This is a genomic window from Haloarchaeobius baliensis, assembly GCF_052060055.1.
In the GTDB taxonomy this organism is placed as follows: Archaea; Halobacteriota; Halobacteria; order Halobacteriales; family Natrialbaceae; genus Haloarchaeobius; species Haloarchaeobius baliensis.
Genome location: NZ_JBPPFR010000004.1, coordinates 76,866 through 98,177 on the forward strand (window position 1 = coordinate 76,866; position 21,312 = coordinate 98,177).

At 69.6% G+C, this 21,312-nt stretch carries 16 protein-coding genes and 1 tRNA gene; 6 read left to right on the forward strand and 11 right to left on the reverse strand.

Annotation, left to right across the window (positions count from 1 at the left end; all coding sequences use genetic code 11):
- The first annotated feature begins 27 nt into the window (after positions 1-27).
- The gene (locus ACSG06_RS20735) at positions 28-1,695 is read left to right on the forward strand and encodes a winged helix-turn-helix transcriptional regulator (RefSeq protein ID WP_440992193.1); all 1,668 of its coding nucleotides are present in this window, start codon (positions 28-30) and stop codon (positions 1,693-1,695) included.
- Between the two features lies 1 nt (position 1,696).
- Here the strand turns inward: ACSG06_RS20735 and ACSG06_RS20740 are convergent, their stop codons facing one another.
- Positions 1,697-2,350, reverse strand: a complete 654-nt coding sequence (locus ACSG06_RS20740) for a helix-turn-helix domain-containing protein (RefSeq protein WP_440992194.1) — start codon at positions 2,348-2,350, stop codon at positions 1,697-1,699.
- 315 nt (positions 2,351-2,665) lie between these two features.
- Between ACSG06_RS20740 and ACSG06_RS20745 the strand changes: the two genes are divergently transcribed.
- Positions 2,666-4,111 carry an MATE family efflux transporter gene (locus tag ACSG06_RS20745; RefSeq protein WP_440992195.1) on the forward strand — a complete coding sequence of 482 codons (1,446 nt, stop codon included), beginning with the start codon at positions 2,666-2,668 and terminating at the stop codon, positions 4,109-4,111.
- Between the two features lie 24 nt (positions 4,112-4,135).
- On the opposite strand, the gene ACSG06_RS20750 is transcribed toward ACSG06_RS20745, so the two are convergent.
- Positions 4,136-4,921 carry an HpcH/HpaI aldolase family protein gene (locus ACSG06_RS20750; protein ID WP_440992196.1) on the reverse strand — a complete coding sequence of 262 codons (786 nt, stop codon included), beginning with the start codon at positions 4,919-4,921 and terminating at the stop codon, positions 4,136-4,138.
- 121 nt (positions 4,922-5,042) lie between these two features.
- Positions 5,043-5,822, reverse strand: a complete 780-nt coding sequence (gene heR / locus ACSG06_RS20755; protein WP_440992197.1) for a heliorhodopsin HeR — start codon at positions 5,820-5,822, stop codon at positions 5,043-5,045.
- Between the two features lie 218 nt (positions 5,823-6,040).
- On the opposite strand from heR, the gene ACSG06_RS20760 reads away from it, so the two are divergent.
- Entirely contained in the window at positions 6,041-6,808 is a 768-nt protein-coding gene (locus ACSG06_RS20760; protein ID WP_440992198.1) for a DUF429 domain-containing protein, read from the forward strand.
- Positions 6,809-7,016: 208 nt separating this feature from the next.
- Here ACSG06_RS20760 and ACSG06_RS20765 read toward each other — a convergent pair.
- The 6 genes from ACSG06_RS20765 to ACSG06_RS20790 form a co-directional block, all read right to left on the reverse strand.
- Positions 7,017-7,089, reverse strand: a tRNA-Arg gene (locus ACSG06_RS20765).
- A gap of 45 nt (positions 7,090-7,134) precedes the next feature.
- The gene (locus tag ACSG06_RS20770) at positions 7,135-8,607 is read right to left on the reverse strand and encodes an MATE family efflux transporter (protein ID WP_440992199.1); all 1,473 of its coding nucleotides are present in this window, start codon (positions 8,605-8,607) and stop codon (positions 7,135-7,137) included.
- A 27-nt stretch (positions 8,608-8,634) separates the two neighbouring features.
- Entirely contained in the window at positions 8,635-11,139 is a 2,505-nt protein-coding gene (locus ACSG06_RS20775; protein ID WP_440992200.1) for an efflux RND transporter permease subunit, read from the reverse strand.
- Between the two features lie 2 nt (positions 11,140-11,141).
- On the reverse strand, positions 11,142-15,020 hold the full coding sequence (locus tag ACSG06_RS20780) for a COG1361 S-layer family protein (protein WP_440992201.1): 3,879 nt from the start codon (positions 15,018-15,020) through the stop codon (positions 11,142-11,144).
- 200 nt (positions 15,021-15,220) lie between these two features.
- On the reverse strand, positions 15,221-15,802 hold the full coding sequence (locus ACSG06_RS20785; RefSeq protein WP_440992202.1) for a 2Fe-2S iron-sulfur cluster-binding protein: 582 nt from the start codon (positions 15,800-15,802) through the stop codon (positions 15,221-15,223).
- Between the two features lie 74 nt (positions 15,803-15,876).
- Entirely contained in the window at positions 15,877-16,287 is a 411-nt protein-coding gene (locus ACSG06_RS20790; protein WP_440992203.1) for a ribbon-helix-helix domain-containing protein, read from the reverse strand.
- Positions 16,288-16,515: 228 nt separating this feature from the next.
- Between ACSG06_RS20790 and ACSG06_RS20795 the strand changes: the two genes are divergently transcribed.
- From ACSG06_RS20795 to ACSG06_RS20805, 3 genes are all read left to right on the forward strand, one after another.
- A complete protein-coding gene (locus ACSG06_RS20795) occupies positions 16,516-17,859 on the forward strand; it encodes an APC family permease (RefSeq protein ID WP_440992204.1) in 1,344 nt (447 codons plus the stop codon).
- Positions 17,860-17,882: 23 nt separating this feature from the next.
- Positions 17,883-19,070 (forward strand): 3-hydroxyacyl-CoA dehydrogenase, encoded by a 1,188-nt coding sequence (locus ACSG06_RS20800; RefSeq protein WP_440992205.1) that lies wholly within the window; start codon positions 17,883-17,885, stop codon positions 19,068-19,070.
- Positions 19,071-19,168: 98 nt separating this feature from the next.
- Complete coding sequence (locus ACSG06_RS20805) at positions 19,169-19,375, forward strand: hypothetical protein (RefSeq protein WP_440992206.1); 207 nt, start codon at positions 19,169-19,171, stop codon at positions 19,373-19,375.
- 58 nt (positions 19,376-19,433) lie between these two features.
- Here ACSG06_RS20805 and ACSG06_RS20810 read toward each other — a convergent pair whose 3' ends face one another.
- Together ACSG06_RS20810 and ACSG06_RS20815 are read right to left on the reverse strand one after the other, a co-directional pair.
- Positions 19,434-19,808, reverse strand: coding sequence for a hypothetical protein (locus tag ACSG06_RS20810; protein ID WP_440992207.1), 375 nt, complete (start codon positions 19,806-19,808; stop codon positions 19,434-19,436).
- Positions 19,809-19,965: 157 nt separating this feature from the next.
- Entirely contained in the window at positions 19,966-21,162 is a 1,197-nt protein-coding gene (locus ACSG06_RS20815) for a hypothetical protein (protein ID WP_440992208.1), read from the reverse strand.
- Positions 21,163-21,312: the final 150 nt, after the last annotated feature.

Genomic DNA, 21,312 nt, shown 5'->3' on the forward strand with positions numbered 1-21,312 from the left:
CGATGTCTCCGCAAGGTGTGCGGTGAGATGACACGCCAGGGTGGTGTCACCGCGGTCGCCCTCGCCGTACTCGTCGTCTGCCTCGCGCTGGTCACCAGCGTCGGGGCCGCCGGCACCGCTGCCCTCCCCGACAACAACACGACAGACTCGACGAGCGGGACGCTCGACGGCACCACCGACAGCGTCGACGACACCACCGACAACACGACCGATTCGACCACCGACGAGACGACGAACACGACCGACAGCGTCGACGACACCACCAACCAGACGACGGACACCTCCACCGACACCGTCGAGAACACCTCCACCGACACCGCCACCAACACCACCGACACGACCGACACCTCCACCGACACCGCCACCAACACCACCGACACGACCGACACCACGACCAACACCGTCACCAACACCACCGACACGACCGAAACCGTCACCAACACCACCGACACGACCGAAACCGTCACCAACACCACCGACACGACCGAAACCGTCACCAACACCACCGACACGACCGAAACCGTCACCAACACCACGACAGAGACGGTGGAGACGGCGACGGACTCGGTCGACGCCACGGCCACCGCGAGCACCACGGTCGCTGTCGGCGACGAGACGGTCACCGGTACGGCGACGGGTACCCTCGACGACGGGCTCTCGCTGACGGGGACAACCGCGACGAACGGCACCGTGAACAGCAGCCTGAACGGCTCCGTGACCGCCGACGGGGACGGGGTCACGGCCGACGGGAGCGTGGACGCGAACGGCAGCCTCGGCGGCGACGGGTCCCTCGCGACAGGCGGCGCGGTCGACTCGACGCTCGGCGACGAAGGCGGGTCGCACTCCGCGGCGACGGGCGAAGGTGCCGGCGTGAGCGACGGCGGGGCGACGGGGCCCAGTGACGCGCCGACCGACGGACCGGTCTCGGTGGCCGGGACGGCCGTCGACGCCGGCGCGGTCGGTGGCGTGATAACCGACGACCGCGCGGTCGAGGCCGGCTCCGGGAGCGACGACGCACCGCTCCTCTCGCTCCCGGGGCTGCCTGGGTACACCGCACTGCCGACCGATGGACTCGCGGCCGGCGGGGCGGGACTCGCCGGCGTGGCGGTCGTCGCCGGGGGCGCGGCCGCGACCCGGGGCAGTGCGACGCTCTACCGGCTCCGGGACGCGCTGGGCGAGTTCGACCCCATCGCGGTCCTGCTCCGGTACAGCCGCTACGACGACTCCGACCCGCTGGAGCACGAGGACCGCGCGACGGTGTACGAGGTCGTCGAGGACGCGCCGGGCGTCTACCTCTCCGCGCTCAGCGAGTCGACGGACGTGCCGCTCTCGACCGTGCGCCACCACGTCCGCATCCTCGAGGAGGAGAACGTCGTCACGAGCGCGAAGATCGACGGGAAGCGCCGGTACTTCCCGGTCGCGACAAGCGACGTCGCGCTCCACGCCGCGCTGGCGAACCCGTCCCGGGCGGCCGTCCTGGAGACGCTGGCCGAGCGCGGGGCCGCCCACAACGGGCTGGTCGCCGACGAGCTGGACCTCGACCCGAGCACCGTCTCCCACCACCTCGACCGGCTGGCGGACGACGGGCTGGTCGAGCGCGAACGCGACGGCCGTTCGGTCGTCAACTCGCTGACGCCGACGGCAGAAGCCGGGCTGGAGGGCACGAGGCCGGTCGCCGGGACCGCAGACGACTGAGCTACTCCTCGTCCAGATTGTCGGTGAGCGTCTCGCGGACGAGCGTCTCCATGCCACGGCGCAGTCGCTCGGAGGCGGCCTGTCCGGAGACGCCGACATCGTTGCCGAGCCCCCTGAGCGTCGTCTCCCGGGGGATGTCGAAGTAGCCGACCTCGACGGCGCGGGAGAGGATCTCCCGCTGGGCGGGCGTGAGGTCGGCGTCCGCGTTCGTCCGGCCGACCTGACCGCTGTGGATGGACTCCACGGTCACCGAGAGCTCCGCCTCGTCGCAGGCACGCCGGAACGAGCCGAACGCGTCGCGGTCGGGGAACAGCATCTCCATCGTCCACCCCGAGCGATCCCGGGTGGCGTCGATGAGGACACCGTGGAGGTCGATGGAACGGGCGTACAGGTCGACACAGGGGACACCCTCTGCGACGACCACACAGTACATCCGCTGGGACTGCTCGCTCGCGAGCACGGTGAACGCCTCGACGGTCGGGTCGAGCGCCAGTGCGTCCTCGAAGTCGTCGAAGGAGTCACCGCGTGCCCAGAAGACGACGCGCAGTGGGACACTCGGTGAGGAGTCGAGCTTCTCGATGTCGATCGTGACGTCGCTGTCCGCAGAGACGGCCCGGTCGAGGAGTGGAGAGTCGAGATGGAATTGGACGAACATTAGCGTAGCTACTCGAGGGAGTCAGCAGTGGAGATTCGCTGCAGTCGGACCACGGTTCCGTAGTCGAGAGGACATGACGTAGGTGTGACCACTACTACTCGCTGGAGGGCAGACGCACATATCAATGTTGCCTGAATATACAGGTTTCGCCTTGATTTAGACCGGGAACACGAGACCCGGGATAGTACATCAGAATTCTAATACTTGAACTTTCCAGACGTGTCCTTGCACAGAAGACGGGTCCTTGCACGGAGCACGGAACGTCGATTGCCGGTGAGACGCAACTCATTTGTTTCGGTTCGAAATAGCTACCCTGTGTACAGTCCGCCGAACCCCGTCCGGCTCTGCATCCTCTGGATCGGGCTCGCACTGGCCCGCGTCGGCCTCGTCTCCCGGGAGCACGTGCGCCGGACGACGGACCTCGCCTGGCCGCGCATCGTCACGGGGCTCGCGCGGATGTCGAAGAACGCGGTCGACGTGGCGATGGTCGGTGTGGCGGTCGGCCGGACCGCCATCGCCGGCGTCGGCTTCGCCTCGCCGTACTGGGGCGTCGCCTTCTCCCTCGGCGGCGGGTTCGCCGCGGGTACCATCGCCCTCGTCTCCCAGCGCTTCGGCGGCGAGGCGTTCGACGAGCTCGGCGACGCCATCCGGGCGAGCGCGCTCCTCGTCGTGGTCGTCACCGTGCCGGTCGCCGCCGTGTTCTGGTCGGTCCCCTACGAACTCGTCGACCTGCTGTCGAGCGAGCGCCGCCCGGTCGAGCTCGGCGGCGCGTACCTCAAGATACTCGCCCTCGGGGTGCCGTTCGCCGGCCTCAACCTCGTCGGGAGCCGCATCTACATCGGTCTCGACGACGCCTGGACGCCGATGGTCCTCCGGGCCGGCGGTGCCGCCGCGAACATCGGCCTCAACGCGGTGCTCATCTTCGGGGTCGGCCTCGGCGTCGAGGGTGCGGCGTGGGGCACCGTGCTCTCGAACGCGCTCATCACCTGCGTGTTCGCCGTCGCGCTGACCGCCGGACGGCTCCCCCTCCTCGGCGAGCTCCCGGTGCAGGTGTCGCCCACCGGCTCCTACGCCGTCCTCGCCGACCTCCGCGACCTCGTCCGCATCGGCCTCCCCGTCGTCGGCCGCAACCTCGTCTGGACCGTCGCCAAGTTCCCGATGCTCGCCATCGTCGGCCTGTTCGGCTCCACGGTCGTCGCCGCCTACGTCATCAGCCGACGCATCTGGGGGCTGATGAACACGCCCGGCTGGGGCTTCGGGCTCGCCGCCAGCAGCCTCGTCGGACAGGAGCTCGGCGCCGGCGACGAGGCCGAGGCGGAGGCCTACGCCCGCGACATCATCGCGTTCTCCGTCGCCACCTACGCCGTCGCCGCCGTCGTCGTCGCCGTCTTCGCCGACCCCATCGTCGCCTCGTTCGTCGGCGACCCCGGCGACACCGCCGTCCCGGTCGCCCGGGGGCTCGTCTACGCCGCCTGTGTCGCCGTCATCGCGGGCGGCGTCAAGGCCGCGACCGCCGGCCCACTCGACGCCAGCGGCGACACCCGTTGGCCGTTCTACAGTCAGGCAATCGGGATGTTCGGCGTCGCCATCCCGCTCGCGTACCTCGGCGCGGTGACACCGCTCGGCATCTGGGGCCTCTACCTCTCCTTCCTCGCCGAGACGACCGTGCCGGCGGCCATCAACTACTGGCGGTTCACCTCGGGCAAGTGGAAGGCGATCAGTCGCGAGTACCGCCCCGACCAGCCCGTCGCCGACGACTGAACCGAACCGGTCGCCCGCCGGGGCTCAGCCCCAGTCCTCGTCGTACGCCGCGAGCAGCCGCTCGTTCCCCGCCCGCAGGAAGCCGGCGTCGTAGCCCATGATGCCGAAGTCGAAGCCCATGCCCGCCCACGTCCCGAACCGGTCGGGGTCCGTGGCGAACACGCCGACCGGAATCCCCGCGTCCCCGGCGGCCCCGACGACCGCCTCGACGGCCTCCTCGAACATCACGGCCCCGTAGTCCAGCGGTACGTCGAGCGCCACGGAGAGGTCCGCTGGCCCGACGAACAGCGCGTCGATGCCCTCGACGGCGGCGATGTCGGCCGCCTGCTCGACCGCCGACAGGGTCTCAATCTGGACGATTCTGGTGATGGCGTCGTCCGCCCCGTCGAGGTACTCTGGCAGGTCCGCGCCGAAGCCCGAGGCCCTCGTGCCGGCCGTCCCGCGGATGCCCTCGGGCGGGTACGTCGAGGCCGCCACGACCGCCTCGGCGTCCGCGACGGTGTCTATCCTGGGCACCATCAGCCCGCCGACGCCCGCGTCGAGCGCCCGCTTGATCACCACCTCGTCGTTGCCCGGCACGCGGACCAGCGGGACGGTGTCGCCCGGGGCCGCGTCGATCGCCCGGACGAGGTCGCCCAGGTCAGAGACGTCCGTCGGTGCGTGCTCCATGTCCACGCAGACGAAGTCGTAGTCGTGTCTGGCCGTGAGCTCGGCGACCTCGCCGTGCGGGATGGAGACCCAGCCGCCCGTGACCTGCTCGCCCTGACGGAATCGGTCTTTCAGGTGTTCGAATCGCTGGAGGCGTTCCATGCCGGGCGCTTCGAAGAGCGGTGTGAAGGGTGTTTGGCTGGCGGTAGTCGCGATGGTCGCCACGGACAGGGTCCCCGACGGCGCGGGTGACAGCGGCCGCGAGGAGCGGCCCCGGTCGCCCTCAGACGGGGGCGTTGAGCGCCCCGAAGAACACCTGCCAGGCCAGCAGCGACTTCGCGACCAGACTGAGGACGATGTACGTCTTCTCGCCGAAGAGGTAGTCCTGCCACCGCCAGGTCTCCCGGTACTGCAGCACCATGTTGATGGCGAACAGGTTGAAGAACACGAACAGACTGCCGTAGATCGCCAGCACGAAGTCCGGCGGCCCACCGCCGTCGCTCCCGGCGATGGTGGCGAGGATGGTGATGGCGATGACGACCCAGGGCACGATGCCCGCGAACGTCCCGATGATGTACGCCGTCCAGTCGACACGCTCGGTGGTCTGGTTGTGCAGCTCCATCATCCACCCCATGAGGTTCATCACGGCGACCAGCGAGAACAGCGCCACGAGCGTCCCGAGGTCCCAGACGCCAGCCAGCATCGCGATGACGACGATCATCACCGAGGCGCTGACCGTGTACTCGTACCAGCGGTAGGGGTTCATCCCCCGTTCGAGGTACGACACGTAGGAGTCGTACAGCACCGTCGCGATGAGCAGGTGCGCCAGCGCCGAGAGCAGCAGGAACGCCGCGACGAGGTACGACAGCTGGATGGTCGTCCACGGTTCGAGGACGGGCTGGAGACGCTGGGCGTCCGCCTGGAACTCGAGACTCGTGATGGTGATGGTCCACTCGAGCGTGCTGCTCAGGTAGATCATCAGCGCGCCCTGTACGAAGTGCAGGACGGCCATCACCGCGTTGAACTGGCGGAGCCGGCGATACGTCTGGTCGGTAGTTGGCATCTATACTGGTAGGAGAGCGACAGTAATGAGGCTATGCATCCTGACCGACAGGAGCTGGCACACCTGCGCTCCGACCCCGACGCCGTCCCGAGACCACTCGACGCCACCCACCGGTCAGCTGCGTGTGACGATCCGGCTCGCCACTCTCGCCGTGACCGTCCTGAGAGACGAGGCGGCCAGAATCAAGAGTTAACACAGAGATTGGTGTATGCACCAGCATGACGAAGTACGTCGGTCTCGACTGGGCCTCGAAGGGGTGGTTCGGCGTCATTCTCCGGGACGACGGTGACTGGGAGACCGATCTGTTCCCATCCATCTGGAGCGTCTGGAAGTACCACAGCGACGCCACACGCATCCTCATCGACATCCCGATCGGTCTTCCGAGCGAGCAACAGCGAGCCTGCGACGTGAAGGCGAAGGAGAAGTTGGCGCACCAGCAACGGAGCGTGTTCTACACACCCGTTCGGGAGGCGGTCTACGAACAGAACCTCGACGAGGCGAAGGCGATGAACGAGGACGCTGCCGACTTCAGCATCCAGAACCAGGCGTGGGGCATCGTCCCCCGAATCCGCGAGGTCGACGAGTTCCTCGACATGAATCCCAGTGCCCGTGACCGACTGCACGAGACCCACCCCGAGGTCTGCTTCTACTCCCTGAACGGACGGAACCCGCTCGAGACCTCCAAGAGAACCGACGCGGGAATCCAGCAACGGACGGCACTCCTCGCGGACGAGAACCCGAACGCGACGGAGATCGTCGAGGAGTCCGTCGACCGGTACACGACCCCCGGCTATGCACCGATGGTGAGCGACGTGGACGACATCGTCGACGCACTGGTCGCAGCGACCACTGCACAGCGTCCACCCGAACGGCAACTGACGCTCCCCCGGTCAGTGCCGACCGACGAACGTGGCTTGCCCATGAAGATCGTCTACCCCTCGGATGCGAAGCAGACTCGCCTGTCGAACCTGAGCACTGGCGACTGACTGTTCGGTGGACGGACCCGACGGGACTCCCGCGAGCGAGCGCTAGCGAGCGAGTGGGAGTACGTCGGGGGAGTGACCGACGTGAAACGAGGGAACGGACCCGACGGGATTTGAACCTCGGTCGGACATGCTCGCTTCGCTGCGCGTGTCCTCCCTGATTCAAATCCCGCGGGTTGCGTTTTCACTGCTCACTTCGTTCGCAGCAAAACGGACCCGACGGGATTTGAACCCGCGACATCTTGGTCCGGAACCAAGCACTCTGTCCACTGAGCTACGGGCCCTCAGGTACGCATTGCCCATCCGATGCTATAACGGTTGTGAACCGCTCACTCCTCGCCGCCAGCTGGCGACGCGGACTCCCCGACCCCGCGCTCGATGTAGGCCTCCTTCCAGGTGCCGCGTGTGAACCAGAGCGCGGCGGCGATGCCGCCGACGATGTTGCCGAGCGCCATACCGATCCAGAAGCCCCGGGGGCCGAGCCCGTAGCCGGTGAACGTGGTGAACGGGATGGTGCCGACGAGCGGGATGGGGTCGAACGCGAGGACGCCGACGGTGGCGACGCGGCCGATCCAGAGTGCGACGAGGGAGAACGCGAGGGCGGTCTTGGTGTTGCCGGCGCCGCGGTAGGCGCCGAGGACGACCTGGAGGAGGCCGATGAACGCGAACTCGAAGGCGCGGATGCGGATGTACTCGGAGCTGAAGTCGATGGTGGCCCGGGCGTTCTCGATGTCCTCGCTGACGAACGCCTCGACGAGCGGGTCGGGGAAGGCGTACACGAGGACGGCGACGACGAGCAGGATGCCGGAGGCGGCGCCGGCGGCGAGGAGGACGGCACGTTCGGCGCGCTCGGGCTTCTCCGCGCCGAGGTTCTGGCCGACCATGGTGTTGGTGGCGCGGCCGAGGCCCATGGCGGGGAGGAAGATGAGCGAGGCGATGCGGTTGCCGAGGCCGTAGGCGGCGACGACGGGCGGCGCGAACAGGACGATCATCGCGGTCAGCGTGACCATCGCGAACGCGCTGGCGGACTGTTCGAGCGCGGTGGGGACGCCGAGGCGGACGATGTCTCTGATGACACCGAGGTCGGGTTTGAGGTGGGAGACGTCGACGTTGGGGCCGGCGTCGGTGAAGAAGAGGACGTAGACGCCGAAGATGGAGCCGATGCCGCGGGAGGCGACGGTGGCGATGGCGGCGCCCTGGATGCCGAGCTGGGGGACGGGGCCGACGCCGAAGATGAGGATGGGGTCGATGACGACGTTGATGGCGACGCTGACGAGCATCACCCGCATGGGGGTCTTGGTGTCGCCGTAGCCGCGCATCAGCGCCGAGAAGACGAAGAAGCCGAACATGAAGACGATGCCGAGGAAGAACACCTCCATGTAGTCGGCGGCGAGCGGGATGACGGCCTCCTTGGTCTCCTGCTGGCTGGGGAGCGCGGCGAGCATGTCTTCGGTGAGGAAGTAGCCGAGGATGCCGAGCCCGACGGCGAGCACGGAGACGAACGAGAGGGTCTGGCCGGCGACCCGTCCGGCGGAGGTGTCGCTGTCGGCGCCGGTGTACTGCGCGACGAGGATGCTGCCCGCGGCGGTGAAGCCGCCGGCGAGCGAGATGAGCAGGAAGATGAGGGGAAAGGCGAGGCTGATGGCGGCCAGCGCGTCGGTGTCGAACTGGCCGAGCCAGAACGTGTCGGCGATGTTGTACGTGACCTGGAGGAGCTGGAGGGCGACGATGGGCCAGGCGAGCCGGAACATCGGTCGCACCAGTCCGCCCTCCGTGATGCTGTCGGACGGCTGAGTGCTCACTGTACTTCGAAACGAAACAGGTCGGTTTCAATCTGTTGAATCAGGGTGGCGAACGTGAACGAAACCTGCCCGATCGGGGTGCAGGGCGGCGCCGCTGAGCCGCCCCCAGACGACGAGCGCGGAGGGCGTGACGACGATGGCGGTGAGGTAGGAGTAGAAGACGCTGAGCGCGGTGAGCAGCCCGAACTGGCCGAGGACGGGCGTGATGGCGAGGACGAGCACGCCCGTCCCGGCGGTCGTCGTGAGCATGCTGCCGGTGAGCGCGCCCCCGGTGCCCCGGACGGTGGCGTCGATGGCGGGCAGCACCGCCTCGCGCGCCTCGAACTCGTCGACGAACCGGTGGACGATGTGGGCCGAGTAGTCGATGCCGAGCCCGAGCGTGATGGAGAGGATGGTCGCGGTGAGCGCGTTGAACGGCACGCCGAAGAAGCGCATCGAGCCGGCGATGAGCCCGAGCGTCACCGCGATGGGGACGAGGTTGACCACGCCGAGCGACGGCCGACCGGCGAGCAGCTGGTAGACGACGACGAGGAAGACGGCGGTGAGGGCGAAGGCGATGGCGAGACTCCGGATGGCGGAGGCGAGGATGGTGTCGGCGATGTCCTGGAAGACGACCGTCGCGCCCGTCGCGGTCGCCTCGAACCGGAAGCGGTCGGCCTGCTCGCGGGCGTCGGCGGTCACCTCCGCCTGTTCGGCATCGGCCTCGACGGTGTAGACGACCCGGGTGCTCCGGAAGTCCTCGGTGATGAACCGGCGTGCCTGGTCGCCGGACTCGGAGTCGAGCAGCACCTCGTACACCCGCTCCAGGTTGCGTTCGGGGATGCCGTCGCCGTCGGGGTCGTTCCGGGCGACGAGCCGGCGGAACGAGTCCGAGCGCTCCTGATGTGCCCGGATGACGTCGAGGATGCTCTCCGAGCGGGCCTCCCTCCCTTCGGTGACGAACGAGTCGGGCGGGTCGCGGTTCGCGCGCTGGATGGCCTCAAGGGCGTCGTTCCGGCGCATCGGTCCCTCGACGTACAGCACGACGGTGTCGTCCTCGGCGGCGGCGAAGTTCGCCTCGAGGTAGTTCGTCGTCGCCGTCACCGTGTACTCGCCCGGCGCGAACGGCTCGGGGAGCTCGTCGAGGAACGCAGCCGTCTCCTCGGGCGGGAGGAAGTCCTCGTCGGAGAAGGAGGTGTCGACGCCGGTGCCGTAGTAGCCGGTACCCGCCGTCACCGCCGCGACGAGCAGGAGGAAGACGACGGGGGCGCGTCGGGCTACCTCGACGCCGACCGGGAGGATTGCCCCGAGCGCCGAGCCCTCCTGTGCGAGCGGGCGCTGGCTGAACTGCGGGATTGGCGTCCGGGCGACGATCCGGTCGGATAACACCTTCGCGGCCGGGAGGAACACCCCGAAGATGAGGAACGTGAACGTGATGCCGACCGCGGCGACGATGCCGAACTCGCGGATGGGCGCGAGCCCGCTGGTCGTGTTCGACGAGAAGCCGATGACCGTCGTCGCGGTGACGATGCCGAAGGCGACGAGGAGCTGGCGCGCCGCGACCCGCATCGACGTCTCGATGCCGGTGCCGGTGACCCGCTCCTCGCGGTAGCGGTTGATGGTGTGGATGCCGAAGTCGATGCCGACCGCGAGCAGCAGCGGCGGCACCGCGATGAGCAGCTGCGAGAAGGCGATGTCCGCCAGCCCGAGGAAGCCGATGGTCCAGACGAGCGCCATCGCCAGCGACACCAGCCCGAGCAGCAGGTCGACGAGGTCGCGGTAGGCGACGACGAGGAAGACGAGGATGAGCAGCACCGCCGCCGGGACGACGATGAGCAGGGAGTCGCCGATGATGGTCGAGAACTCCTCCGAGAGGATCCCCGCCCCGAAGACGATGACGTCGCCACCGCCTGCCTCGACGACGCGCTCGGTCCGGAGCTGGATGTCGGTCAGCGGGCTGGTCCCGCCCGCACCGGCCGTCTCCTCCAGTCCCGCCGGGAGACGGTGTCGGACGACCGAGATGGACGCCGACGCGCTGGCCGACTGCGCGTTGAAGTCCTCGCTCAGCGACGCCCGGAACCCGGGTGACTCGGCGGCCCGCCTGACCGCGCGGTCGATCTCGCGCTCGGTCGCGCCCTCGACGGCGCGAACCTCGGCCGCCAACCCCGTCGCGTCGGGGTCGAGCGTGCGGGCGACGGTTCGGGCCGGGCTGGCGATGGACGACACGCGGAGCGACTCGCGGTCCTCGATGCGTTCGAGCGTCCGCAGCATCCGCAGCAGCTCCTCGCGGGCGAGCACGTTCTGCGACCGGTGGATGAGCTGGGTGGTCCCCTCGTCGGGCTCGAACGCCGGCTGGAAGTCCCGGTTCACCCGGTCGAAGGCGACCTGGGCCGGGCTGTCCTCCGTGAACTGCTCCGTGCCCGCCTCCGTCGAGACGTTGCCGAGCCCCGCCGCGAACAGCAGCGTCACGAGGAGGAACGCCGCGACGACGGCTCCGGGTCGGTCGACCACGAGGTCGGCGACCCGGTCCGTGGCGGCGTCGACCCGCGACACCGTCAGTCGCCCCCGTCGCTCTCGTCCGCCCCATCGTTGCCCTCGTCAGCCCCATCGTCGCCCTCGTCCGCCCCATCGTCGCCCTCGTCCGCCCCATCGTCGCCCTCGTCCGCCCCATCGTCGCCCTCGTCAGCCCCATCGTCGCTCCCGCCCTCCATCTCCGTCCCGTCGTCGCCCGCATCCTCGGCGGACGCCGCCGCGTGGTCCTCGTCCCTCTTGCGCCGGCCCCAGAGGAACAGGCCGACCAGGAACAGCACCAGCAGGACGACCAGCATTATGGCCCACCACGGGAACCCGTCGCCAGGCGGCTGCACGACCGTGACCGGCACGGTGAGACTCCGGGAGAGCTCTGTCTCGCCGTCGGGCTTCTCGTACTGGAAGTCGATGGAGAGCGGGTAGTCCTTCGCGACCGCGTCGCCCGCCGCGGACACCCGGAACTGGAGCGCGACCGTCTCGTTCGGGGCGAGCTGGTCGACGAACGCCTGGTCGTCGGGCACCGACAGCGGCTCGTTCGCGAACAGCTTCGCGTTCACGTTCCGGACGACCTGGTCGCGGTTGTTCGTCACGAGCAGCGTCACCGTCCGGGTGCCGCCGGTGGGAACGGTCGCGTTGGCCGGCCTGACGAGGAACGCGTCGCGCTGTCCAGCGACGGGGACGGCCGCGACGAGCGGGTCGCTCCGTCTCGGCTCGTCGTCGGCGGTCTGGTACACCACCCGGACCGTGAGCCGGCGCGACGTGCTCTCGGCGTCGGCGACCACCGACGCCGGGATGCGGAACGTCGCGTTCTCGCCCGCCTCCAGCGTCCCGAGCGGGATCTCTGCCTCGTCGAGCACGACGGTCTCGCTCAGCGTCGACACCTGCACGGCGGCCTCGAAGGCGGTGCCGGGGCCGACGTTGCGCACGAGGCCGGTCACGTTGCCGTCCTCGCCGACGCGGAGCGTGCTCGTCACGTTCGCCAGCGCGAAGCCCTGCTCGTCGAGCGGTTCGACGCCGAAGGTCCGGGCCTCCGAGCGACGGTCGTCGCCGTCCTCGTCCTCGTAGTTCACCGAGACGGAGAGCGGGTACTCCTGGACGTCGGTCGCGTTCGTCGACGTGACGGTGAAGGCGACGGTGCGCTCCTCGTTCGGCGCCCAGTCGCCGACGAACCGGCTGCCGTTCGGCGCGCGCCCGACCAGCAGCTCGCCGCTTCTGGTCGCGAGGGTGACGACGGCGTCGCTGGCGGACTCGGCGTCGACGTTCGCCAGCGTGAGTTCGAGGGTGCCCTCCTCGCCGACCTGCACCCCGGAATCCACGTCCACGACCTCGAACGCCGGGACGCGCTCGTCCACGTCGAACTGCTCGGCGAGCGTGTCGCTCCGCCGTGGCTCGTTCTCGTCGGTCTGGTAGGAGACGACGAACGAGAGCTGTCGGGGGATCGCCTTCGCGTCGCGGGCGACCCGCACCGGCAGCTCGATGGTCGCGGACTCGCCCTCGTCGAGGTCGCCGACGGGGTACTGGCTCACCTGCGGGACGACGCCCGGGTCGTCGCTGGTCAGCCGGACGACGGCGTTCTCGACGTCGCGTGGCCCCTCGTTCGTCACCGTCGCGGTGACGGTCCCGTCGTCGCCGACCTGGAGGTTGGCGTCGGCGTCGGTCAGTTCGAACGCCTGCTCCTCGTCGGGCTCGACGCCGAAGCGGAACGGGTCGCTCCGTCGGCGGTCGCCGTCCGCGTCGTCGTACGAGACGGTCGCCACGAACGGGTACGGCTGCTCCTCGGTGGCGTTCGTCGAGGTGACCGTGAACTCGACGTCGCGTACCTCGTCGGGCTCCCAGTCGCCGACGAACCGACTCCCGTTCGGCAGCCGGCCGACGAGGACCTCGCCGCTGGCCGACCGGAGCGTCACCGTCGCGTCCTCGAGGGTGCGGTCCTGTCGGTTGCGCAGTTCGAGCGTCACCGTCCCCTGCTCGCCGACCTGCAGGTCGGAGTCCACGTCGACCAGCTCGAAGTCGTCCCGGAACTCGCGCACCTCGTAGGTGCCGAGCAGCGGTGCGCTCCGGCGCGGGTCGTCGTCCCGGTTGCGGTACTCGACGACGAAGCGGAGCTGGCGGTCGCCCGGCTTCACCGAGCGCGCGACCCGGACCGGCAGCTCGAACGCGGCCGACTCGCCCGGCCCGAGGTCGCCGAGGACGAACGACGCCTGCTGGGGGTCGATGCCCGGCGGCGGGTCCACGAGTCGGACGACGGCCCGTTCGGCCGTCTGTGGCCCGCGGTTGGTCACCTCGCCCTCGACGGTCCCGTCAGCCCCGACCCGCAGCGTGCCGCCCGTGTCGTCCAGCCGGAACCGCTGCTCGCTCCGCGGGCGGACGCCGATGCGGATGTCGTCGGCGACCTTCGACCTGCCAGATTCGTCCTCGTAGCGGACCGCGAGATCGATCGGATAGGGTTCGGTGATGGTGTCGTTCGTCGTCCGGACAGCGAACTCGACGGTGCGCTCCTCGCCCGCGTCCCAGTCGCCGACGAACCGCGTCGCGTTCAGGCTCCGGCCGAACAGGAGGTCGCGGTTCAGCGACGACGCCGAGACGACGGCGTCGGTGAGGTCCTCGTCGCCGGTGTTCTCGAGGGTGACCTGCACCGTCCCGCGCTCGCCGACCTGCACGCTGGTCTCCACGTCGGTCACTTCGAACACCGCCGCCTCGTCGTCGACCTCGACGGTCCCCGTGAGCCGCCGGCTCGCCAGCCGGTCGCCCTCGTCGTCGCGGTACACCACGACGAACGTCAGCTGGTACTCGCCGGGCTCGGCGTCGGGCGCGACGGTGACCGGGAACTCGAAGTCCTCGGTCTCGCCGTCGTCGAGGTCGCCGAGCACGAACTCCGTGCGGCGCGGTTGTATCGCGGGCTCGCTGCTCCGGATGCGGATGACCGCCTCCTCGGCGTCGTCGGGCCCGCGGTTCTCCACCTCGCCCGCCACGGTCCCGTCAGCCCCGACCCGCAGGTCGCCCTCGACGCCGCTGACCCGGAAGCGCTGCTCGCTGCGCGGCTGGACGCCGATCCGGAGCCCCCGGGCGACCCGGGACTCGCCGTCCTCGTTCCGGTACTCGAAGGCGAGGCTGACCGGGTACGGTTCGGTGACCGACTCGTTGCCCAGCGTCACCGAGAACTCGACGGTGCGCTCCTCCCCCTCGTCCCAGTCGCCGACGAACCGGCTGGCGTTCGGCGAGCGGCCGAACAGGAACTCGCGGTTCCGCGACGATGCCCGCACGACGGCGTCGGTGAGGTCCTCGTCGCCGACGTTCTCGATCGTCACCGCGAGCGTCCCCGTCGAGCCGACCTGCACGTCCGTCTCGATGTCCGTGACCTCGAACACCTCGGCGGCGTCGACGACGCCCGTGCCACCGTCCCCGCCATCGCAGCCATCGTCGTCGTCGCCACCGCCATCCCCACCGTCACCGCCGCCGCCACCGCCATCCCCACCGTCACCGCCGCACCCCCCACCGCCGACCGCGACGGTCAGCTGGAGCGTCTTCGTGTACTCCGTCCCCCCGGCGGTGTACGTCAACGTGAGCGTCAGCGAGAGCGACGTGCCGGCTCCGGGCGCGACGCTCGCCACGTCGAACGAGAACCCGTGGTCCGTGCCGCCGTCCCACGCAGCGAGGTGTTCCTCGTGGTCGTCGATGTCGGCTTCGGCCGCAGAGAGCGCCGCCGTCACGTCCTCGACGGCCCCACCGGTGTTCTCGACGATGACCGTGAGCTGCCCGCCGTCGGAGGCCGTGACGGCCCCCTCGACGCCCACCAGCTCGAAGCGACCGTCGGCCCCGGTGGCTGAGTGGTCGGCCAGTGTGACCGCCGACGCCGGCGTCGCGAGCACGACGAGGAGAACGAGCAGCGCGGCCCGGCGGTTCATCGGCCGAGAGTCACCTCTCCGGCCCGTTCGACCCGACGGCGAGGTTCACGCATCGACGTTGGGAGACACGCCGAAGCCGTCCTTTGTAGTGAAGCGTATACGGGACGGAAGCCCCGCGTTACTCGGTCAGGGAGCGCCTACGCGGTGCTGCCGTGACTGGTTCCCATCGCAACGAACGGAGAAGAGCGCGTGCCGACCGCCTACGGCGTCTCGTTGGTCTCGATGGTGAACTCGGCCCGCGGGTAGGCGACGCAGGTCAGGACGTAGCCGTCCTCGAGTTCGGGGTCGTCGAGCATCTCCTGGTTGTCGTGCTCGACGTAGTCGCGGGAGTCACCGCCGTCGGCGATGTGGCCCGCACAGGAGACACACTGCCCCTGTCGGCAGGCGTAGGGCAGGTCCCAGCCCTCGTCCTCGCCGGCCTCGAGCAGGGTCTCGTTGTTGGCGACCGAGATGGTCTCGCCCTCCTTCTTGTACTCGATGTCGAAGTGCTCGATCTCGTCCTCCGGGATGTCGGCCGGGCTCGTGGTCTCCTCTTCCTCCGCGCCCCCTTCGAGCTCCGCACCGGCGTCGCCGGCGCCCACCGCACCGACCGCGCCGCCGCCACCGATGGAGCGGTTCATCGGCTCGGGGAAGTCGGTCTCCGGGACGGTGCTGGCCCGATGTTCGAGGACCTCCTGCGAGATGTCCTCGTTGGGCTTCCACGACGTGCCACGCACGAGATGGAGCGTGACGGCGATGGCCGTCAAGGAGAGCCCGACAGCGATTCCCAGTTCGTTAGCCATATGCGAGACGGTTGGGAGTACTGGTTTAATTCAGTTGTGATTGCTCGCGCCCTGCGTGGCGTCGTCGGACGCTCTCAGTCCCGACCGTCGCGGTCGACGCCGTACTGGTGACAGTACAGTTCGAGCAGTTCCTCCAGCAGGAGCGCGTCGCGCGAACTCGTCGCGTAGTGGTGGTCGATGAAGTCCTCCGCGTCGTCCGGATTCCCCCGGACGACGAACCGCCGCACGGTCGCGACCGACTCGAAGAACGGGAGCCCCGACTCGTGATCCTCGGCGGACTCGATGATCTGGTCCTCCGGGAACACGTCCGCCTTGATGTCGTCGAAGTCGACGGTAGAGGGATCGTAGCTGTCCGAGAGCTGGTCCAGGATGTACTCCGACGCGAAGCGGTAGAACTCGGACTTGCTCTCGAAGACACCCTCCGCGACGAGGGACTCGATCTCCTCGACGGTCGACTCCGAGAACCGGACCGTGCTCTTTACCATACCCACTCATGTTAGCGAAGGGCTAATAAAATGACCGACCACCCACCACCGGCTTCCGCCCCCTGCGGCCTGCTGTGGCCCGCTCGGTGGGACCGGTGGCCGGTCCCCTGCCCCGGTCGTGGCGTCCACCGAGACTATTTGTGGCGGTGCCCTGATAGAGAAGGACATGCATACGGTGTCGGCACCACGGTTCCCGCCACAGCCACGGCACGCGGCCGGTGGGGTACGATGAGCGGCGAGGAGGACACCACCGTCGGGCTCTTCCAGGCCGTCGCCATCGAGGTCGGCCTCATCGTCGGCGCCGGCCTGTTCTCGCTGACGGGCGTGGCGACCACGCTCGCCGGCACTGGCGTCCCGCTGTCGTACGTGTTCACGTTCAGCGTCGTCTCGATGAGCCTCGTCCCGACCGCCGCACTGGCCGCTGCACGGCCGGTCACCGGCGGGAACTACTGGTACCCCAGCCGGCTCTGGTCGCCCGTCGTCGCCTTCCTCACCGCGTGGGGGCTCTCCATCAGCATGTTCGGCGGCGGGCTGCCGGTGTACGCGCTGAGCTTCGGGCGCTACGTCGACTCGCTCGTCGCCGTGGACCCGGTCGCGGTCGGCGTCGTCGTCCTGACCGCGTTCTACGTCGTCAACCTCGCCGGCATCGACGTCGCGGCAGGGGTGCAGGCGCTACTGTTCGTCTCGCTCGTCGCGAGCCTCGTCGTGTTCGTGGTCGTGGGCACGCCGGCGGTCGACGCGGCGAACTTCGAGCCGTTCCTCTCGACCGGCGTCGGCGGGATGCTGACGGGGGCTGGCGTGCTCTACTTCGTCTGTCTCGGCGCGAACTTCATCGTCGACCTCGGCGAGGACGTGCAGTCGGCGACGGTCACCATCCCGCAGTCGCTCGCGGTGAGCATCCCGCTCGTGTTCGTGCTCTACGTCGGCACCGCCCTCGTCGCAGTCGGCACCGTCGGCGCGGCCGGACCGGGCTCGATGGACGGCGCGACCCTCTCGGTGCCCGCCGAGGTCGCGCTCCCGCCCGCGCTCTCGGCGTTCTTCGTCGTCGGTGGCGCGCTCTTCGCCATCGCGACCAGCATCAACGCGGTGTTCATCATCGCCCCGAAGTACATGGTCGTGCTCGCCGACGACGGTTTCTTCCCGAGCGCCCTCGCCCGGACGAACGACCGCTTCGGGACGCCGCACTGGGGGTTGACGCTCGTGTTCGCGCTCTCGCTCGCGTCGCTGGTCAGCCCGCTGCCCGTCGCCGACCTCGGCTCGCTGCTCGGCTTCGGCGGCATCGTCCTCATCGTCCCGATGATGGTCGCCGCGGTGCGGTTCGTCCGCCGCCACCCCGACCGGTACGCCGCGACCCCCATCCCGGTCCCCCCGCGGCTCACGGTCGCGCTCGCCGTCGGGGCCGTCTGTGCGAACGCCGTGCTGCTCGTCCTGCTCGCGAGCCAGAGCCCCCTGCTCTTCGCCTCCTGGGCCGGCCTCACCCTCGTCGGCGGCGGCGCGTACCTGCTCGCCCGACGACGCTACCTCGCCGACCGTGGCACCGCGCTGCTGTCGGGGTTCGACGGGGAGTTTTAACCCCCGGACTCGTGCGGAGTGACATGACGAACGACACCACGGGCCACGCCATCGTGTGCGACCGGGCCGTCGGCGACGCCAGACCCGACGGCGGCACCCGCCGGACCGGCGTCGTCGGCGCGGGCGTGATGGGCCGGGACATCGCCGCCCTGCTGGCCAACGGCGGCCACGAGGTCGTCCTCGTCGACGTGGACCCCGACGCGCTGGCGGCTGCGGAAGCGTACCTCGAGAGCGACGCCGCCGGTGCCCTCGCCGACGCCGGACTCGCGGCGGACGACGTTGCAGACGCCCTCACCGACCGCATCGGCTACGCCACCGACCTCGATGCGCTCGCCGACTGCGGGTTCGTCGTCGAGGCCATCAGCGAGTCGCTCGCGGCGAAACGAGGACTGCTCGCCGAGCTCGAACGCGTCCTCGCCCCCGACGCCGTCGTCGGGACGAACACCTCCTCGCTCACCGCGAGCGCGGTCGCCGACGAGGCCGAGCATCCGGAACGCGTCGTCCTCTTCCACTTCGCCAACCCCGCCATCCCCCGCGACGTGGTCGAGATAAACGGCGAGGCAGCCAGCGAGGACGCCCTCGCGCTCGCCGGATCCGTCGCCCGCGACATGGGCAAGACGCCGTTCCGACTCGGGACCGAGCGCCGCGCCAACGGCCTGAGCCGGCTCTCTGCGGCCATCAAGTGCGCCGGCACGTGGGAGTTGCTCGACGCCGACGCGGCCGCCATCGAGGTCGGCGCGCAGAACATGGGCTTCCCTCGCGGGCCGCTGGCGTTCATCGACCTCATCGGTATCGACATCCACCTCGCCACCGTCGACAACCTCGCCGTCGAGTACGGCGGCCGGTTCGACCCACCAGAGTCGGTCCGCGAGCGCATGGAGAGCATGGTCGCTGACGGCCGCGCCGGCGCGAAGGACGGCGAGGGCTTCTTCGTCTGGCAGGACGGCGAGGCGGTGCTCCCCGACGTCGAGTCGCCCCACGACGTCCAGCCCATCGTCGCCGCGCTGGTGAACGAGGCCCATCGGATGGTGGGGGACGGCGTGGCCGACCGCGAGACGCTGAACGAGATTCTCAAGCGCGGGAGCGGCGGCGCCATCGGTCCGTTCGACATCGAGGGGATGGTCGGCGGCGACGTGCTCCGGGACGTGCTGGAATCGCGGTACGCGGAGACGGGGGCGGGCGTGTTCGAGCCCGCGGAGACGCTCGGCTGACGGCCATCCGTCACGTGCCCCCACGAAGACGGACACGGACCGGGAGCACAGCTACCAGCAGAGAGAACATTTATTGCTTCTGAAGGTAACGTCGGAGTATGAAGTACTGGCTCCACTGGCTCCTGACGCTCGGCATCATCGCGGCGAGTACGGCGTGTACCCTCTCGCTGGCCATGCAGCCCGGGGTCGCGCTCTGGTTCATGGCGCTCGCGGTCGGACTGTACCTGGTCGCGCGCGCCCTCCACCGCGACGACCGCTCGGCCACCGTCGAGCACGCCTCCGGGGGCACCCCCGCTCGCGCCTGAACGAGGACGCACCGTCTCCTTCTATCGGACGCTTCCGACGACCAGCGCCTCCGCCGGACTACCGGACGAAGGCCGAGAACGTGATCGAGTCCGCCTCGATGTCGGCGTGGACCCCCACCGCATCGTCCTCTCCATCGGACCACTCGTACGTGTCCTCGGGGCCGTCGTGGACGGCGAGTCGGACCTCGGCGTGGGCCCCGGTCACCACCTCCTCGTACGCCCTGGAACCGCCGCCATCGAGCGTGATGGTCTCGTCGACCAGCTCCGCGTCGCTGGACCGTCGTGTCACTCGAACGTCGACCGTCACCGGGTCAGACGTCTCGTTCGAGACGGTGAGGTCGGTCGTCCCAGCGGAGTTCACGCCGAGACAGCCCGAGAGACCGACTGTCGCGAGGGAGAGCGCACCGACGAACGCGCGTCTTCGGATCGGCATCGTCCGGGGAGCCTCGCCGTTCCGGCAAGTGTTTTCGGGTCCAGCACCGCCACCGGCCGGCGACACCCGGCGGGCGCTCGCCAGGGCCGACCGCTCCGTCGGACTATCGCAGTCGAATCCCCGGGCGGGCTCGGGTGAGCCACCCCGAGAAGTGGCCTCAGTCCGGCTGCCCGAGGTTGACGAGGACCGGCTCCAGGTCCCACGACTTCTTCAGCCCCGCACTGACGTACTCCCCGGCGGGGGTCTGTGCGACGCCGAACGCGACGCCGTTCTCCACCGGGGCGCGGCTCCACTGGCGCTCCCCGGTCGCGGTCGTCTTCAGCAGCCAGTACTCGTTCTCTCGGGAGTTGGCCCGGCCACCGAGGAAGAACCCGCCGTCGTCGGTCCGGGTGAGGGCGTAGAGCTGGTCGTCCTCGCCGCCGCCGTAGCTCCGGTACCAGTCGCCCTCCCCCTGCTCGGTGAGGTGCAGCAACAGCCCGTTGTACTGCTCTGTGCCGCCGGTACAGATCCGCCCGGCCAGCGCGTAGCCGGACTCCGTGCGGACGATGTCGTTCGCCTCGTCCCCGGCCGAGAGGTCGATCTCGTTGCGCCACCCGATGCTCCCGTCGTCGGTGAGTTTCACCACGAAGACGTTGCCCTCGTCGCACTCCGTGGGGCGATGGAGCGTGCCGGCGACCACGTAGCCGTCGTCGTGCGCCGGCACCACCGCCCGGAGGACGACGTGATGGTCCGTCCGGTCGGAGAGCCGCGTCCGCCAGCGTTCCTGACCGGACGGGGCGGTCCGGATGGCCACCTCGGACCCGAGCAGGAGGTAGCCGCCGTCCTCGGTCTGCAGGATTCCCTGGCCGCGGTCGGCGTCGTCGGTCTCGTAGCCGGTCGTCTCGGCGTTCTTCCCCTCGGCATCCGTCGTCACGAGCAGCGGCTGGTTGTCGCCGTCCTCGTATCGCTTGGTCGCGGCGACCGCGAAGCCGCCGTCGTCGGTCCGGACGAGCGCCTCGGCGTCGGTGTACGGCCACGCGCCGGCGGCGTCCTCGGCCTCGAACGTCCGGTTCCACTCGGTGTCGCCGGTCGCGGCGGACACCCTGAACAGCCAGGCGTCGTGGTCCACGGCGTCCGTGGCACCGACGGCGACGAGCCCGCCGTCGTCGGTCCCGACGATACCAGTGGCGTGGTCCCCCGGGTACATCTCCGTCCAGGGTGTGGCGGACTGCTCCCGGGAGCGCGAGTCGGAGCCGTCACCCGTTCCCCGCCCGCCGACCGTGTACGCGGCACCGCCGAGGGCGACCGTGCCGAGGGTGGCGCCAGCTGTTCTGAGGACCGTCCGTCTGTTCGCCGACCGTCTGTCGTCTGCCATGCTGGGTCACCTCGGCGACTCGCACTTCATTATACGACTGGTAAGCGCGGGACGGCTGCCCACCGTCCGTTCACCAGTGGGCAGACGTGGGTGTCGGTCGACAGGGTCCGACATCGGTCTCGCGGCGAACCGGGATGCGGTCCGGATGAC